This is a genomic window from Niastella caeni, from assembly GCF_004834005.1.
GTDB classification, from domain to species: domain Bacteria; phylum Bacteroidota; class Bacteroidia; order Chitinophagales; family Chitinophagaceae; genus Niastella; species Niastella caeni.
The window spans coordinates 341,226-355,770 of sequence record NZ_STFF01000003.1; the positions used below are offsets into that span (position 1 = coordinate 341,226).

10 protein-coding genes and 1 tRNA gene are annotated in these 14,545 nt (G+C 43.4%); 8 read left to right on the forward strand and 3 right to left on the reverse strand.

Annotation, left to right across the window (positions count from 1 at the left end):
- Nucleotides 1–197 precede the first annotated feature (197 nt).
- From FAM09_RS12745 to FAM09_RS12760, 4 genes are all read left to right on the forward strand, one after another.
- A complete protein-coding gene (locus tag FAM09_RS12745; protein ID WP_136577502.1) occupies nt 198–1,124 on the forward strand; it encodes a YihY/virulence factor BrkB family protein in 927 nt (308 codons plus the stop codon).
- 83 nt (nt 1,125–1,207) lie between these two features.
- A complete protein-coding gene (locus tag FAM09_RS12750; protein ID WP_136577503.1) occupies nt 1,208–2,344 on the forward strand; it encodes a TlpA disulfide reductase family protein in 1,137 nt (378 codons plus the stop codon).
- A gap of 171 nt (nt 2,345–2,515) precedes the next feature.
- Nucleotides 2,516–3,157, forward strand: coding sequence for a hypothetical protein (locus FAM09_RS12755; protein ID WP_208025554.1), 642 nt, complete (start codon nt 2,516–2,518; stop codon nt 3,155–3,157).
- A gap of 71 nt (nt 3,158–3,228) precedes the next feature.
- Nucleotides 3,229–4,146, forward strand: coding sequence for an FKBP-type peptidyl-prolyl cis-trans isomerase (locus tag FAM09_RS12760; RefSeq protein WP_136577504.1), 918 nt, complete (start codon nt 3,229–3,231; stop codon nt 4,144–4,146).
- Between the two features lie 43 nt (nt 4,147–4,189).
- Here the strand turns inward: FAM09_RS12760 and FAM09_RS12765 are convergent, their stop codons facing one another.
- Nucleotides 4,190–5,956 carry an ABC transporter ATP-binding protein gene (locus FAM09_RS12765; RefSeq protein ID WP_136577505.1) on the reverse strand — a complete coding sequence of 589 codons (1,767 nt, stop codon included), beginning with the start codon at nt 5,954–5,956 and terminating at the stop codon, nt 4,190–4,192.
- A gap of 325 nt (nt 5,957–6,281) precedes the next feature.
- On the opposite strand from FAM09_RS12765, the gene FAM09_RS12770 reads away from it, so the two are divergent.
- On the forward strand, nt 6,282–7,499 hold the full coding sequence (locus FAM09_RS12770) for a vWA domain-containing protein (RefSeq protein ID WP_136577506.1): 1,218 nt from the start codon (nt 6,282–6,284) through the stop codon (nt 7,497–7,499).
- 234 nt (nt 7,500–7,733) lie between these two features.
- Here FAM09_RS12770 and FAM09_RS12775 read toward each other — a convergent pair.
- Nucleotides 7,734–7,806, reverse strand: a tRNA-Lys gene (locus tag FAM09_RS12775).
- Between the two features lie 300 nt (nt 7,807–8,106).
- Here FAM09_RS12775 and FAM09_RS12780 point away from each other — a divergent pair.
- Together FAM09_RS12780 and FAM09_RS12785 are read left to right on the forward strand one after the other, a co-directional pair.
- Nucleotides 8,107–8,913 (forward strand): SDR family oxidoreductase, encoded by an 807-nt coding sequence (locus FAM09_RS12780; protein WP_136577507.1) that lies wholly within the window; start codon nt 8,107–8,109, stop codon nt 8,911–8,913.
- A 66-nt stretch (nt 8,914–8,979) separates the two neighbouring features.
- A complete protein-coding gene (locus FAM09_RS12785; protein ID WP_136577508.1) occupies nt 8,980–9,795 on the forward strand; it encodes an SAM hydrolase/SAM-dependent halogenase family protein in 816 nt (271 codons plus the stop codon).
- 107 nt (nt 9,796–9,902) lie between these two features.
- On the opposite strand, the gene FAM09_RS12790 is transcribed toward FAM09_RS12785, so the two are convergent.
- A complete protein-coding gene (locus FAM09_RS12790) occupies nt 9,903–10,622 on the reverse strand; it encodes a class I SAM-dependent methyltransferase (RefSeq protein WP_136577509.1) in 720 nt (239 codons plus the stop codon).
- Nucleotides 10,623–10,910: 288 nt separating this feature from the next.
- Between FAM09_RS12790 and FAM09_RS12795 the strand changes: the two genes are divergently transcribed.
- On the forward strand, nt 10,911–14,306 hold the full coding sequence (locus tag FAM09_RS12795; RefSeq protein WP_136577510.1) for a glycosyltransferase family 117 protein: 3,396 nt from the start codon (nt 10,911–10,913) through the stop codon (nt 14,304–14,306).
- Nucleotides 14,307–14,545 lie beyond the last annotated feature (239 nt).

The following is a 14,545-nucleotide window of genomic DNA, read 5'->3' on the forward strand; positions in this document are numbered from 1 at the left end:
CCCGTCACATAAAGATTTTCCCTATTCGCGTTTCTTTTTTCTTGTTTTACCCAGCCAGAGATATAAGCCGGCAATTGGTAAACTGAACGCAATCAAAGAACATAAACAGGTAAGCAATTTACCGGTTATGGTATGATTATTTTAGTGAAATTAAATGAAGCGATAGTACAAAGCTGAAACCATAAGCCGTTTAAAAAATGAAACAACTAAAAGCTATATGGAAAGTACTTGTGCAATCTTTTAAAAACTTTGCCGAAGATAAGATCCCCAAACTGAGCGCCTCGCTTGCTTACACCACTATTTTTTCATTCGGGCCATTACTGGTTGTAATTATCTTTTTATGTAGCTTCTTTTTAGGTGAGGAAGCTATACAGGGAACAATAGATAACCAGATGCAGGCATTTGTTGGTGCGGATGCAGCGAAGCAGCTTCAGGTAATAATTAAAAACGCCTCTTTGAGCGGAAAGGAAACAATGGCTGCGGTAATCGGAATTGCAACGCTGCTGTTTAGCGCAACGGCTGTGTTTGCCGAAATACAGGATTCAATAAATACCATATGGGGGTTTAAGGCCAAACCCCAAAAAGGGATATGGAAGATCTTCAGAAGCCGGTTTTTATCTTTTTCAGTTATAATTAGCCTGGGCTTTTTATTACTCGTTTCTTTGGCGATCACAAGTGTTGTTGAAGGATTGAGTAATAGATTGAAAGCAAGTTTACCTGATGTAACTGTTGTATTATTCTATATTTTGAATTTAGTTATTTCCTTTATAGTTATCACCGCTTTGTTTTTGCTGATCTTTAAAGTTCTTCCCGATGCAAAAACAAAATGGAAAGATGTATTACCAGGAGCGCTGGCATCAAGCATTTTATTTATGGTGGGGAAATTCGGGGTATCCTTTTACATTGGAAAAAGTAAAATTGGCACTACATACGGGGCAGCCGGGTCACTTGTCATTTTATTATTATGGGTTTATTATTCTGCGATCATTTTATACCTGGGCGCTGAATTTGCAAAAGCCTGGAGCGCCCATAAAGGCTCTTCCCTGCAGCCGAATGATTATGCCGTAGCTTTGAAAAAATTAGAAATAGAAACAGATAAAGCCCAGCCGGAAATAAAAACCTAGCTGGCTTCAATTATCCACTAACATATCTTATCTTTAAAAACGTTCGAACAAACCAGAAAAGCGGAAATTTAAAACACTACACAATGACAAGGTGTATAATTTCTATTTTGGTTTTGTTTGCCCAGGTTTGCCATGCTCAAAAGCAATTCACTACCCTGATCCGCTTTCCGGAAAGCATCGACACCCGAAAAGTTAAAATACTATATGAAGATGGTAAAACGATGTACCCTGTGCCCCAAGCGCTTATTAAAAATAAAACCACCATTTCCGGCGTCTTTTATTCAAAGTATGTAACACTGGCGGTGCTATACCCCAAAACAGAAAGCACCTTTCACAGCAATGAGTTTTTTTTGAAGGAAGGACATTCCTCCCTTGTTTTTTCGGAGTGCAGAAAGGGTGATTCGCTGGCTTTTCCTTTTGATAGTTTCAAACTGTCAAATGCCATTGAGATCAGGCGTATTCCGGAACACAAAAAATTTCACTTGTTTACACAAAAGGAAACCGCAGAAGAGGAGGAGCTGAATGAAAAATATGCAAGCGCCACAGAAGGAAAATATAAAGATTCGTTACTACAACTTATAAATGCCAAATGGAGCAATATAGTTAAAAAACGCCTTGAATTTGTAAGCCAGAACAATGACAGCTATTATTATTTCTGGCAATTTAAACGTCACTTCATGTGGCCTGCATTTATCCAAAAATATTATGACACCCTGAAAATAGTATTCGCATCATTTCCTGCTGCTTTAAAAAATAGTTTTGAGGGAAAAGAGATCCTTAATACTATGGAAGGCGCCATGCACTGCAGGAAAGGATGCAAAGCACTCGATTTTACAGCAAAAGATGTTTCAGGCGCAACCATTCATTTAAGCAATTATAAGGGGAAATATGTGCTGCTGCAATTCTGGGCTTCCTGGTGCGGTCCCTGCCTGGATGAAATGCCTCATATCAAAAAGATCCGTGAATCTCACAGTACAGATAAATTACAAGTAATAAGCATAAGTATCGATTCTGATTCCATTGCCTTTAAAAAAGCTATGGCAGCCAATAACATAACCTGGACGACCCTCTTAGACCGCTCAAGAGATATTTACAGGAAATTTGGCGGCAATTCAATTCCATCTGTCTTTTTAATTAATAAAGAAGGAATAATTGTTTTCAGTAATCGCGAGGAACCGAGACAAGTTTTGGATGATTTACTTTCTACCTCTATTAAATGATGCGGACCTGATTTTAGGCCAAAATCCTAAAATGTCCCCCTTTAAAAACCAATTACCCCTCCGGGTTATATTCTCCTGCTTCGTAATTTAATTACCCAAGCTCATTCATTGTGCTCTTCCATCAGGAGGCTTGAATTGGTTTTTATTCATTAATTATTAAACTTTTCAACTATGAATCGATTTGCCTTGCCAATACGAATTACAAGCATCTTGCTTTTATTTATAGCGATCGCAAGCAATACAGGTTGTAATAAAGCAGTAACCTCTCCCGATCCTGCAACAGAAAATACGGTAACAACCACACCCACTCCTGCTACAGAGGCCACCATCACCTGGTACCTGGTAAGGGCTGCCAACCCCACTGCCGACCAGTTAGACGCCTATAACAGGATCACAGCAGCCATGAACGCCGCGGTAACCATGTATAACCAACAAACCACCTATTGCAGCGGCAACCTTCGGGTAGAATACAATACCGGGGTTCCTACAGCAGATGGAAACGTGAATGGCACTATCCGTTTCGGGGCTAACAGGTCGTATATGAACCAGCGTACAGCCATGCACGAAATAGCACATACCCAGGGCATTGGCACAACAAGCCGCTGGAACCAACTGGTTGTAAACGGTAAGTACACAGGAGCCTATGCCCTGGCTATGCTTAGAAGCATGGTAGGCGAAAGCCCTGCTTCCACATTAAGCGCCGACGGACATTCTTTCTGGCCATATGGATTAAATTATAACAATGAATGGAGTACCGTTAATGGTCAGCGCAATGCACGCATTGTAGGAGCCATGCAACGCGATGGCGTATAACTAAACCGCAAGCCTCCTGACAAGAAGCCACCCTTTCCCAAAGGTGGCTTTTGTTAAATAAATATTTGTTTATGAATCAGATCATGCACCTTTTAACAGGCATTGTTATTCTACTTGCCGGTTGCACAGGTTATAAAAAAGGACCGGCAGACATGCAGTATATTATTCATAACGACCACCCTGGTGCACATATACAAAACGGCGACTATCTATCGGTTCACTTTATCCATCGTACACAGAATGGTGCATTCCTGGCCAGCTCTTATGAAACCGGGCATCCGGTATTTCTTGAACAACAAAAGCCCTTTTTTGCAGGTGATATCTTTGCCGGGCTCGGGTTATTGAGCGAGGGTGACAGCGCTACGTTCATGCTCAACTTTGATTCTATGCAAATCATATTGAATGTGCCCCGGCCCGCGCATGCCAAAGGGAAATACCTGTTATTTACCGTTAAAGTAGAAAAGGTCATTCCCCGGAATAATATGACTGACAGCACATTTCAAAAGGTAGTTCAGCAATTTCTGGCGGCGGAGGCTGCCAATGGCAGGTTGCAGGAACCGGTAAAAATTAACAGGTACCTTTCCTCTAACAAACTAACACCTGATAAAACTGCGTCAGGCTTATACTACGTTGTTTCAAAAAAAGGGAACGGACCACCGTCCACGCCGGGCGACACTGTGCAATTTGAGTATACAGGCAGGTATATTACCGGTAAGATCTTTGATACCAGTAACAAGGATACAGCCATTAAGGCAGGCATATATGATGAAGTTCGCAGTTACAGGCCAGATAGTTCAATAGCAGGTTTGCCCAAAACCATCCCGGCAATCGACGAAGCGTTGTTACGTTTTCCCGCGGGTGCCTGTGTTACATTGATCATACCATCGGCACTGGCCTATGGAGAAACAGGTAATTCAATGTTTCCTCCGTTTACCCCGCTGGTATTTGATCTTGAAGTAAAAACAATAAAAAAGCGACAAAGTAAATAGTGTCTTTATTTCATACTATTTACATCCCTGATGTCATTTACCCTTATTTAACCACATCCTTCTGATGCTTCCACAGTTCCTGGAAAATGGGACTGTGTTCGCGCAGGTATTCAAACGTTCCTTCCGCGGCAACCCTCCCCTGCTTCAGCACATAAATATAATCGAACTGATACAACAGGTGCAGGCGATGCATGGAGGAAATGAGCACCTTGTTTTCAAAAGCGCTAAACATTTTCTGGTATATCATTGCTTCCGTTTTCGGATCAACGCTGCTGGTAGGCTCATCCAATAACACCACTTCGCTTTCACGGGCTGCCAGAATACCGCGGGCCAATGCCAGCCGCTGTTTCTGTCCTCCAGACAGGTTTACCCCTTTTTCCCGGATGTCCGATTCCAATCCTTTGGGCAAATGGTGGATCACATCAGTGAAATGGGCGCTTTCGCTAACGTCCATTATGTCTTCGTTGGCAAAGGGAAGTCCAAGTGTAATATTGTATGCAATGGTATTTTCAAAGATCTCCGGCTCCTGTGGGAACAGCGTTACGGTTTCATTGATGGTGGCCAGTGAAAAAGGTTTGCCATCTACCAGTAACTGCATACCCGCTTCGGGATTGTACAGCCCTCTTAATAAAGCCAACAAGGTACTCTTGCCGCTACCGCTTTCACCGATCAGGGCAATCTTTTTTCCGCGGCCTATGGTAAGGTGCAGTTTATGCAGGCTTTGCGGGGCGTGTTCGCTGTCGTACCCGGTACGGTGCGAGAAATTGAGATTGCTGATCTCAATGGTTTGCCAGTTAGCTGGCAAATCGATGTGCTGGTCGGGGCGGTGCTGTTCCTCGTAAGCCTTTTCAATATTCCGGGCCGTTTCAACATGTGTGTTATACTGTACAATTTGAGTGTATTGCCACGCAACATCGTGGAATACGGTGGTGAACTGGTTAACAAAGCCCAGCAGGGTAACAAGTCCAGCCACCGGGAACACTTTACCCGATTCCCAGTTCTGGTATACATACCCCGCAGCGATCACAACATAAATAATGGTAACCAGCATATCGGCTACAAACCATTTCCATTCATTGATGGCAGCATTCTTTCTGAATGGCCGTGCAATCAACTGCACTTTGCTCAACAATCCGCTTTCCATGCTTTTTTCAAGACGAAGCGTGATCACGGTCATTATGTTCGACAGGCTGTCGAACAGCGTGGAAGAAACAACGTGTTCCCGCTCATTCACTTCATCGAGTGTTTTAATAAAAGGTTTGTCGAATTTCATGATCACCCAAATGGTGAAAATACCGAGCAGTATTCCGATGCTGCCAAAAAGCGGAGAGAAATACAGCATGGCGATCACCGAAAACACCAGCTTTGCCAGCGCGTGGATGTACATGAATCCCTGGTCAAAAAATTCTTTCAGGGCTTCATAGGCTTTCCGGATACGATTGATGGTGGAACCACTGTGATGGTCCTGGTGCCATTTTACCGGCAGGTGCAGGGCCTGGTGATAACGCTCCATCAGGAAGTTCCGGCTGAGGTTGAAGGCCAGCTTACGCTCCATAATGCGCGCAGGGCCGTGGAAGCTCCATTGTACGAGCTTCATTCCAAAATAGGTAATGGCGTATATAAAGGCATAATAAAAAACCTGCCGGGTATCCTGCTGAATTTTCCCTACGAACCAGCCAAAAAGAATGGGGTTCATAGAGAAGATCACATTGGAGAAAAAAAATAACGTATATACAAGTACATATTTCTTTTGTTCATGGCGGGCATAATGCCAGGCGGTCTGTAATAATGAGATATATGGATTGGGCATCTCCTAACAAATGAAAAGTAAATAAATTGGGTTTCTCCTGGTGAATTCCGGGAGTGCTATTCGGATCGGAGCGGGCTACATATGGAATGCAGCGAAAAGATCCTGGTACAACTTAGTGAGCAAAGGCCATCGGAAACGCTGCTTTCATCATTCGTATTTTAAAATGGAAAGGCAAAGGTCTGGATTTTTTTTAAGACAGTTATTACCCGGTGTTATTTTTTAGAAACCGCCTATACCTGCGCCTTTTATATTTTACTTAACAATCCGTTTTATGGAAACAGTTTTTTTGGGGATCCTATCAGGCATCACCTAAAATTAACCGCCCATGAATCAAAGATCTTTCTTTTCTGTTATAACATTTTTTAGTGCTTCATTGTGTATAGGGGCCCTATGCTTTTATGCATTTAAGAATGGAGACCAGCGACCAGAGCAGATAAAATCTGACAAAGTTTCAGACAAGCCAGATTCGGTTCAATCAAGGATACAGGTCGTATTTGCCTTAGATGCTACAGGAAGCATGAGCGGCCTGATAGGTGCTGCCAAGGAAAAAATATGGTCAATAGCCGGAAGCCTTGCCCAGGCTGATCCTGCTCCTGTTATTGAGATTGGGCTCCTATTTTATCGCGACAGAGGGGATGTGTTTGTAACCAGGCAGGTTGCACTGTCCAGTGACATAGATGATGTATATGAAAAATTGATGCAGATAAACGCCGATGGTGGAGGAGATACTCCGGAAAGTGTTAATCAGGCATTACATGAATCGATTACAAAATTTAAGTGGGATAGTTCTACCCATACATATAAAACGGTATTTCTTGTAGGAGATTGCCCTCCGCATATGGACTACCGGAATGATGTAAAATATCCTGTTAGTTGTTCTATGGCTAAACAAAAGGACATTGTATTAAATACAATCCTGATGGGCAATGATCAGCTGGCAATGCGTGTTTGGAAGGAAATTGCATTATGCAATCAGGGCAGCTATACACAAGTGGGCATGAACGCCAATGATATAGTTGTAACTACTCCTTATGATTCTGCGATTGCTGACATATCTGATAAGTTGGATGAAACAAGGCTTTATTATGGCAATGCAGCGGAGAAATTCCTTTCCGCTGAAAAAATAGCCAAGAGCAAATCGATAAGTGGCGCCGTTAAAGTAAATATTAAGGCGCAACGGGCAGAGTTTAATTCAACCAAAACCGGGAAAGAAGCATATTACGGGAAGAAGGAATTATTGGAAAGTTATAAAGAAAAGTCAGTCAATCCAGATACGATCAAAAGCGAAGAATTACCAGATGTTATGAAAAACATGACATCTGCCCAGCGGATAAAATTCATTGAACAAAAAATTACTCAGCGGGATAGCTTACATAATGAGTTGAGGAAGTTTACAAAACAAAGACAGGAATTTATTGAAAAGGACCTGAAAGGTCGTAAAGCAACAGAAGTAGATAGCTCTTTTACAAATAAAATATATAAAAGCATTCAAAAGCAGGCAGAAAAGAAAAAGATCTATTTAAAGGCTGAGGCAAAGTATTGATAAAAGGCGGGGTTGGAAGCTACAGTAGTAACGAAGAGGTTGAAGAAGGATTATAAGCTGGGGATTATCGCATCTGCACAGAGGGCATACAATTTTGTCGAGAGTTGTATTTCGTAGGCAGGGCTCTTTTATCTTTTTTCCATGTGAAAAAAAAGTTCAATTTGATCCTATAGCATGTACATACAAGGCATAAAAAAAGAGGCTACCAAATTTGATAGCCTCTTACCATTTCTGTGATCCCGCTGGGACTCGAACCCAGGACCCCAACATTAAAAGTGTTGTGCTCTACCAACTGAGCTACGAGATCAACCTAAAAACTTTTATAACCTTTAAGATTAACTTTAGATCTCAATGTTTTTCAATTGAGCCGCAAGATAAACTTTTTATTACTTTTTCCTGTAAGATCTTACCCAAAATTTCTTTCCAACTCCTTCATTTTCTTTTTCTTCTGACCGTTTTTGTATCGGTGCGTTTATTTTGGGAGTGCAAAAATAGGGGAAAATCAAATCCCACCAAATTTTTTGAAAAAAAATCATGAACTATTTTCTCAACTTGTATTTTTTCAGCGGGTTAACTCCGCTATTTTTGTAATTACAAATGTAACGCTATGTCATTTTTAAAAGATAAGGTTGTAGCTATTACGGGTGGAAGCGATGGGATCGGAAAGGCTTTGGTTGACGCTTGTATCGCCGCAGGTGCAAAAGTGGCTACCTGTGCGCGCAATTATGATAAATTATATACACTGCAATTACAGCACGCCAACGTCATGTTGCATACCATTACCTGCGATGTGAGCAAAGAGGCCGATTGCCAGCGCTTTATTGAATCTACTATTAAAACGTTCGGCGGAATCGATATCCTCATCAACAATGCCGGTATCAGCATGCGCGCTTTATTTAACGATGCCGATATTGAAGTGATCAAAAAAGTAATGGATGTTAACTTTTTTGGTTCCGTGTATTGCACCAAATATGCATTACCCTCCATTTTAGAAAGAAAGGGAACCATCGTAGGCGTTTCTTCCATTGCCGGTTACCGGGGATTACCGGGCCGCGCCGCCTATTCTGCTTCTAAATTTGCCCTGCAGGGTTGGCTGGAAGCCATTCGTACCGAATTATTACATACCGGTGTACATGTTATGTGGGTGTGCCCGGGTTTTACTGCTTCTAATATTCGCAATGCAGCCCTTAATGAACAGGGTATCCCGCAAGGCGAATCCCCGCTCGATGAAGCCAGTTTGATGAGTGCTGAAGAATGCTCCCGTGAAATTTTAAAAGCCATAGAACACCGTAAGCGTACGCTGGTGCTTACCTTTAATGGTAAAAGAACCATCTTTATGAATAAACTCTTTCCTTCGCTAACAGATAAGCTGGTGTACAAATTCTTTTTTAAAAACAACGAATTAACTAAATAACGAACTGCAGGTCTTGCTTTACCTTTTTCATTTCTCATTTCTAATTTTTAATTTTTAATTCCTCGAATGCCTTTACTAACCCTCACTTCTGATTTTGGTATGCAAGACTACCTGGTGGGTGCGGTAAAAGGCCGGTTATTGCAACTCAATCCGGCGTTTACGCTGGTTGATGTTTCGCATACCATCTCCCCATTCAATTATCCGCAGGCAGCATATGTTTGTCGCAATGCCATAAAGCAGTTCCCTTCCCACACTTTTCATTTGCTGCTGCTCAATTTGTTTGAAAAGAAACCCGAGCAACTTTTACTGGCCTGGCACCAGGAGCAATATATTTTATGCGCCGACAATGGTTTGCTCACCATGATCCTGGAAGACAAACCGGAAATGATCATTGGTCTGCCGCTTGATCCCAAGGCTATAAAGAATACGTTGTACCTCACACAGGTTATGGGTGACGCCATTCAACAACTGCACGGCGGCGCCCGGTTACAGGATATTGGCATTCCGGATGTGCCTTTTATTGAAAAGAACCATTTACGTCCGTTGTTGGGCGAGAACTGGATGGAAGGACAGATCATCTTTATAGATCATTTCGAGAATATCGTCGTGAATATTACCCGCGACCAGTTTGAAGAACATCGCAAAGGACGGCCTTTTCGCATCGTTTTTAAACGCAATGAAGTGATCGATAAAATTGGCGAAACGTACGCCGATGTGTCTGAAGGGGAAAAGCTGGCTCTCTTCAATGCGGCAGGTTACCTTGAAATAGCCATCAATAAGGGTAATGCCGCCGGCTTGTTCGGCCTGCAGGGCTTTACCGAACAGGCGCAACATCTCCAAAGCCGGTTATTCTACCAAACGGTGAAAATCCTTTTTGGGTGAAATATCCAGATCAGCTGTACCATAGGCATACTATAGCCGTACTGATGTTGAAAGAACGCTTCGCTTTCCTTCTGTACGCTCCCGGTATTTGAATTGATCCTACTCTTTTATTTATTCGTCACCAGGTAAGCCCTGATCACCGCGGGGTATAACCTGGATTTTATCTTCTCATCGAATCGATATTCAAATAGAACTTTTGCATTTTTCACATTAAATGGAGGAGCATCAATAACAACGCTTGAGAACACCCTGGTTCTGATATGCGGGCCGGGAATTTTATCAATATTAGGAGCAACAAGGTCCCCGAGTAGCATATGCTCAGTGATCAGCACATACCTGAATTTTGATAATTTACTTAAGATCTTAAGGATCTGGTCATTACTTAAATGTTGCAAAACCTGCCTTATTGTTACCATTTCCGCATCGGGAAGATCATCCTCAATCGCATTCAAAGAAATAAACCTGGTTTTGTCAGTTGCGTAGTGTTGTTGATGATGTTCTATCAATTCTTTAACTACATCGCCACCGGTATAATTGACGTCTACCTTTTCCAGAATTTTCGACATTACTTTAAAGTCGCCACAGCCAATATCAAGAACAGATTTCACCTTATGCTCATTGATAAATGCAGCCACATTTTCTACGTATACCAAAAAATTAGGATTATGGGTACCTTCTCCGGAATGAAATGTTCCGGGTGTTCCGCCCCACTCATTATTTTTATAAACGTCGGAAAAGATCTCTTCTACCTTTTTCTTTTTTAATTTCCAGAAATACCGTTCGCGATACCATACGTACAACTTTCTAAGGAACCGGTTTTTAATCATACAGGCTGGCTATTTTAAATAGGGTATAATCTTTATTATTTATATTAGATACAAAACGGCAAAGATTAAGCTTTTCATGTAAATTCTACAATATTTCCCGCATTTTCAACCAGTTTTATTTACCCTGCCATTATTCACCCCATCCCCGGCCCCTACCGGTTCCAAACTGGTACCCGGCAACCGGCAACCCGTTCTAACCCCCAAACAATCTAATAGTTAACATAAACTTTGACCTCAAAACTTAAAACTTAGAACTTATATTTGCCCATTCTTTTAAACCAACACTTTATGAATTTTAACCGAGTGAACAACATAGTGGGTTGGGTCGTGTGCCTGATTGCTTGCAGCGTGTACGTACTCACTATGGAACCAACCGGCAGTTTTTGGGACTGCGGCGAATTTGTCTCCAGTGCCTTTAAACTCCAGATCCCCCACCCGCCCGGAGCGCCTCTATTCGTTTTGCTGGGCCGCTTTTTTATCGTTTTATTTGGCGATAATCCCGCCAATGCCGCACTCGGCGTAAACTTCATGAACGCCATCGCCAGTGGCTTCACCATATTATTCCTCTTCTGGACCATCACCCATTTTGCCCGCAAACTGGTAAAAGTGGATGGCGCCGACTTAAACAAACAGCAACTGTTCACTGTAATGAGTGCCGGTGCTATTGGCGCCCTGGCCTATACTTTCTCCGATTCGTTCTGGTACAGCGCCGTAGAAGGTGAGGTGTACGCCCTGTCGTCCCTGTTCACCGCTGTGGTTTTCTGGGCCATCCTTAAATGGGAACACGAAGTTGACCAGGAAAGCAAAACCGACGGCCATAAATTCTCCCGGGCCGACCGCTGGCTGATATTTATTTTTTATATGATGGGTTTGTCGATCGGCGTGCACCTGTTGAACCTGTTGACCATTCCCGCCATCGTAATGGTGTATTATTTCAAACGCTATAAAGTAACCCGGTGGGGAACCGTAGCCGCCTTCTTTATCGGTTGTGTGATCACCGGCCTGGTACAGGTTGCCATCATCCAATGGTCAATTAAAGGCGCCGGCTTATTCGATATTTTCTTTGTCAATAACCTGGGTACGCCATTCTTCGTTGGATTTGGCACTTACTTCTTACTGCTCAGCGCCCTGTTGATCGTGGGTCTGCTGTTCACCGATGCCCAGGTCCGCAAGTTTACCGTTTTCCCGGTTTGGTTATCGGCCATTATCTTATTATTCTGTTTCCCCTTCATTCATTCCGCGGGAACTTTTATTGCGTTGTTGCTAGGACTGGGTGTTCTTATTGCCATTTGCTACTATGCAAAAAATAATATTATCTCTTTCCTGAAGATCGGTCTTTGGTCAACCATCTTCCTCATCCTCGGTTATTCAACCTATTTCACTACCCTGGTGCGGTCATCTGCCAATCCTTCGGTAGACATGTACAATGTTGACAACCCGGTGAGCCTGGTTGGTTACTTAAGCCGTGAACAGTATGGCGACTGGCCAATTCTGTACGGTCCTGACTTCGTATACCGCTCGCCCTTTGAAACTACCGGCGAATTGTATGTAAAAGGCGAAGACAAATACGTAACGGCCGGTAAAACCCGTAAACAAAATTTCAGCGCGCCTCCTTCTGAAGAAGATAAAGCAGGGCTGGCACAACAACACCCTGACTGGAACGTAGACAAGATTGGACCGCACATTTTTCCGCGCATGTGGGATAATGGCAACGAGCGTAACCAGGAGTATGTATATCGCACGTTTGGAGGTTTGAACGCCGAGGAACAACCGGGATTCGGAAATAACATCCGTTACTTCCTCGACTACCAATTCCGTTGGATGTACTGGCGCTATTTCATGTGGAATTTTGCCGGTAAACAAAACGACCTGCAAGGTTTTGGCAACCGCCGCGATGGAAACTGGAACAGCGGTATCAATTTTGTTGATAAAGCATTCGGGCATAGTACCCCCGAAGAATTGCCCGTAACGGCCGGTTCTGCCAACAAAGCCAATAACAAATTATTCTTCCTGCCATTCCTGTTAGGTATTGCCGGTTTTATCTTCCATTTAAACCGCAATAAACGCGACTGGCTTATCAACTTCCTGTTATTCTTCTTTACCGGTTTGGCAATTGTGGTTTACCTCAACCAATCGGGCCAACAGCCACGTGAACGTGACTATGCATACGTTGGTTCTTTCTATGCATTCGCTGTTTGGATCGGCCTTGGCGTAATTTGGGTGAGAGAACAACTGAGCCGATACGTAAAAGGCGCAGTGCCAGACTACGCAGCATTTGGGTTGTGCCTGCTGGCCGTACCGGTACTCATGGCTTCGCAGGAATGGGACGACCATGACCGTAGCAAAAAAACACTGGCCCGCGACATTGGTAAAGATTACCTGGAAAGCTGCGCCAAAGATGGTATCCTCATCTCCTTCGGCGATAACGATACCTATCCGCTGTGGTATTCGCAGGAAGTAGAAAAAATACGTCCTGATCTCCGCGTGATCAACTATAGCCTGCTGGGCACCGACTGGTACATCAATGAGCTGCGTTATAAAGTAAATGAAAGCGCACCAACAGACGTGATCTTTACACCGCAACAAATTGAAGGTGATAAAAGAAATGTTGTATTTACCGGTTCTTACCTCGGCCGCGCCAACTACAGTGCGCCTTTGGCAGGGTACGACCAAAATAAATATTACGATTTGTACGACCTGTTGAAAAATGTAACCGCCAGCGACGATCCTAAATACACCGTGCCGTTGAACGATGAAGACATGGGCAATATTCTGCCGGTTAACAAAGTAAGCGTTCCGGTTGATGTGGAGTGGATAAAGAAAAACATGCCGCTCAACCCCGGCGACAGCGTGGTAAGCGAGCTGAAACTGGATATCAAGAGAGGTTACCTGCAAAAGAACGACCTCGCTGTTCTGGCCATTATTGCCGGCAACAAATGGAAACGGCCTATTTACTTTACGTCGACACAAGAGTTGGAAGACCTGGGCCTGGAAAAATATGTGCGGATGGAAGGCCTCTCCTATCGCCTGGTTCCAGTGGAAGGCACCAACGTACAAATTGATGTGGCTTACAAAAACATCATGGAGAAATTTGGTTACGGCAATGCCAACAAACCATCTGTTTACTTTGATGAAGAAAATCGCCGCCACATAAACAGCATTCGCCAAACGCATGCGTTCCTGGGAATGGCGCTGGTTGATGCAAACAAAAAAGATTCAGCCCGCAAGGAGTTACGTAAATATGATAGCCAGGTGCTGGAAAGCAACGTGCCTTATGGTATGACGAGCAACCGCGGCAACTTCCATAACCGGGTTACCATGACGTTCCTGTATGCCGCTTATCGCAGTGGCGATATGGAGCTGGCGAAGCGGGTACATCAGTCTGCAAAAACAGACCTGGAGCAGCAAATGAAATATTACCGCTCACTGGGCGATGAAGGATCGAACAACGAAGCACTGGCTATGCAAGCTGCCAATTACCTGAACAACAAGGGCGGCGTGCTGTCAGAAAAGCAGGAAGTGTTTGCACAGGATATTGTTTCCTCGTTCCAGATGTTAATGCAAATGGCTGATTGGGAAAAACAATATGGTGGTGGTGTTGGAAATGGCAAAAGTGCCATAGAGAATGCACCGGCTACCCTGCCCGCGGCCGATTCACCCAAAACGGTAGATACAGTGAAGTAAACAAGTATATATCAAAAATATATGCAGGGGCTGACCAAAAAGGTTAGCCCCTTTATTTTTGTATTCAATCAATCCATCTAACCATGAAAAAGAGGCGGGGCCAGACTTTTTAGTCAGCTCCCTGTTTTAAAGGGCGCCCCCAACAATTCCTCCCAATCTTTGTTGTACTCCTGAATGAATTATAATGCTTAAATTGGGTAAACCCCGAGCAGAGTGGAAGGGGTTTGATACGGATCCTG

Coding starts and splice junctions, on each gene's coding strand:
- FAM09_RS12745 (WP_136577502.1), top strand. CDS start 198: ATGAAACAACTAAAAGCTATATGGAAAGTACTTGTGCAATCTTTTAAA.
- FAM09_RS12750 (WP_136577503.1), top strand. CDS start 1,208: ATGACAAGGTGTATAATTTCTATTTTGGTTTTGTTTGCCCAGGTTTGC.
- FAM09_RS12755 (WP_208025554.1), top strand. CDS start 2,516: ATGAATCGATTTGCCTTGCCAATACGAATTACAAGCATCTTGCTTTTA.
- FAM09_RS12760 (WP_136577504.1), top strand. CDS start 3,229: ATGAATCAGATCATGCACCTTTTAACAGGCATTGTTATTCTACTTGCC.
- FAM09_RS12765 (WP_136577505.1), bottom strand. CDS start 5,956: ATGCCCAATCCATATATCTCATTATTACAGACCGCCTGGCATTATGCC.
- FAM09_RS12770 (WP_136577506.1), top strand. CDS start 6,282: ATGAATCAAAGATCTTTCTTTTCTGTTATAACATTTTTTAGTGCTTCA.
- FAM09_RS12780 (WP_136577507.1), top strand. CDS start 8,107: ATGTCATTTTTAAAAGATAAGGTTGTAGCTATTACGGGTGGAAGCGAT.
- FAM09_RS12785 (WP_136577508.1), top strand. CDS start 8,980: ATGCCTTTACTAACCCTCACTTCTGATTTTGGTATGCAAGACTACCTG.
- FAM09_RS12790 (WP_136577509.1), bottom strand. CDS start 10,622: ATGATTAAAAACCGGTTCCTTAGAAAGTTGTACGTATGGTATCGCGAA.
- FAM09_RS12795 (WP_136577510.1), top strand. CDS start 10,911: ATGAATTTTAACCGAGTGAACAACATAGTGGGTTGGGTCGTGTGCCTG.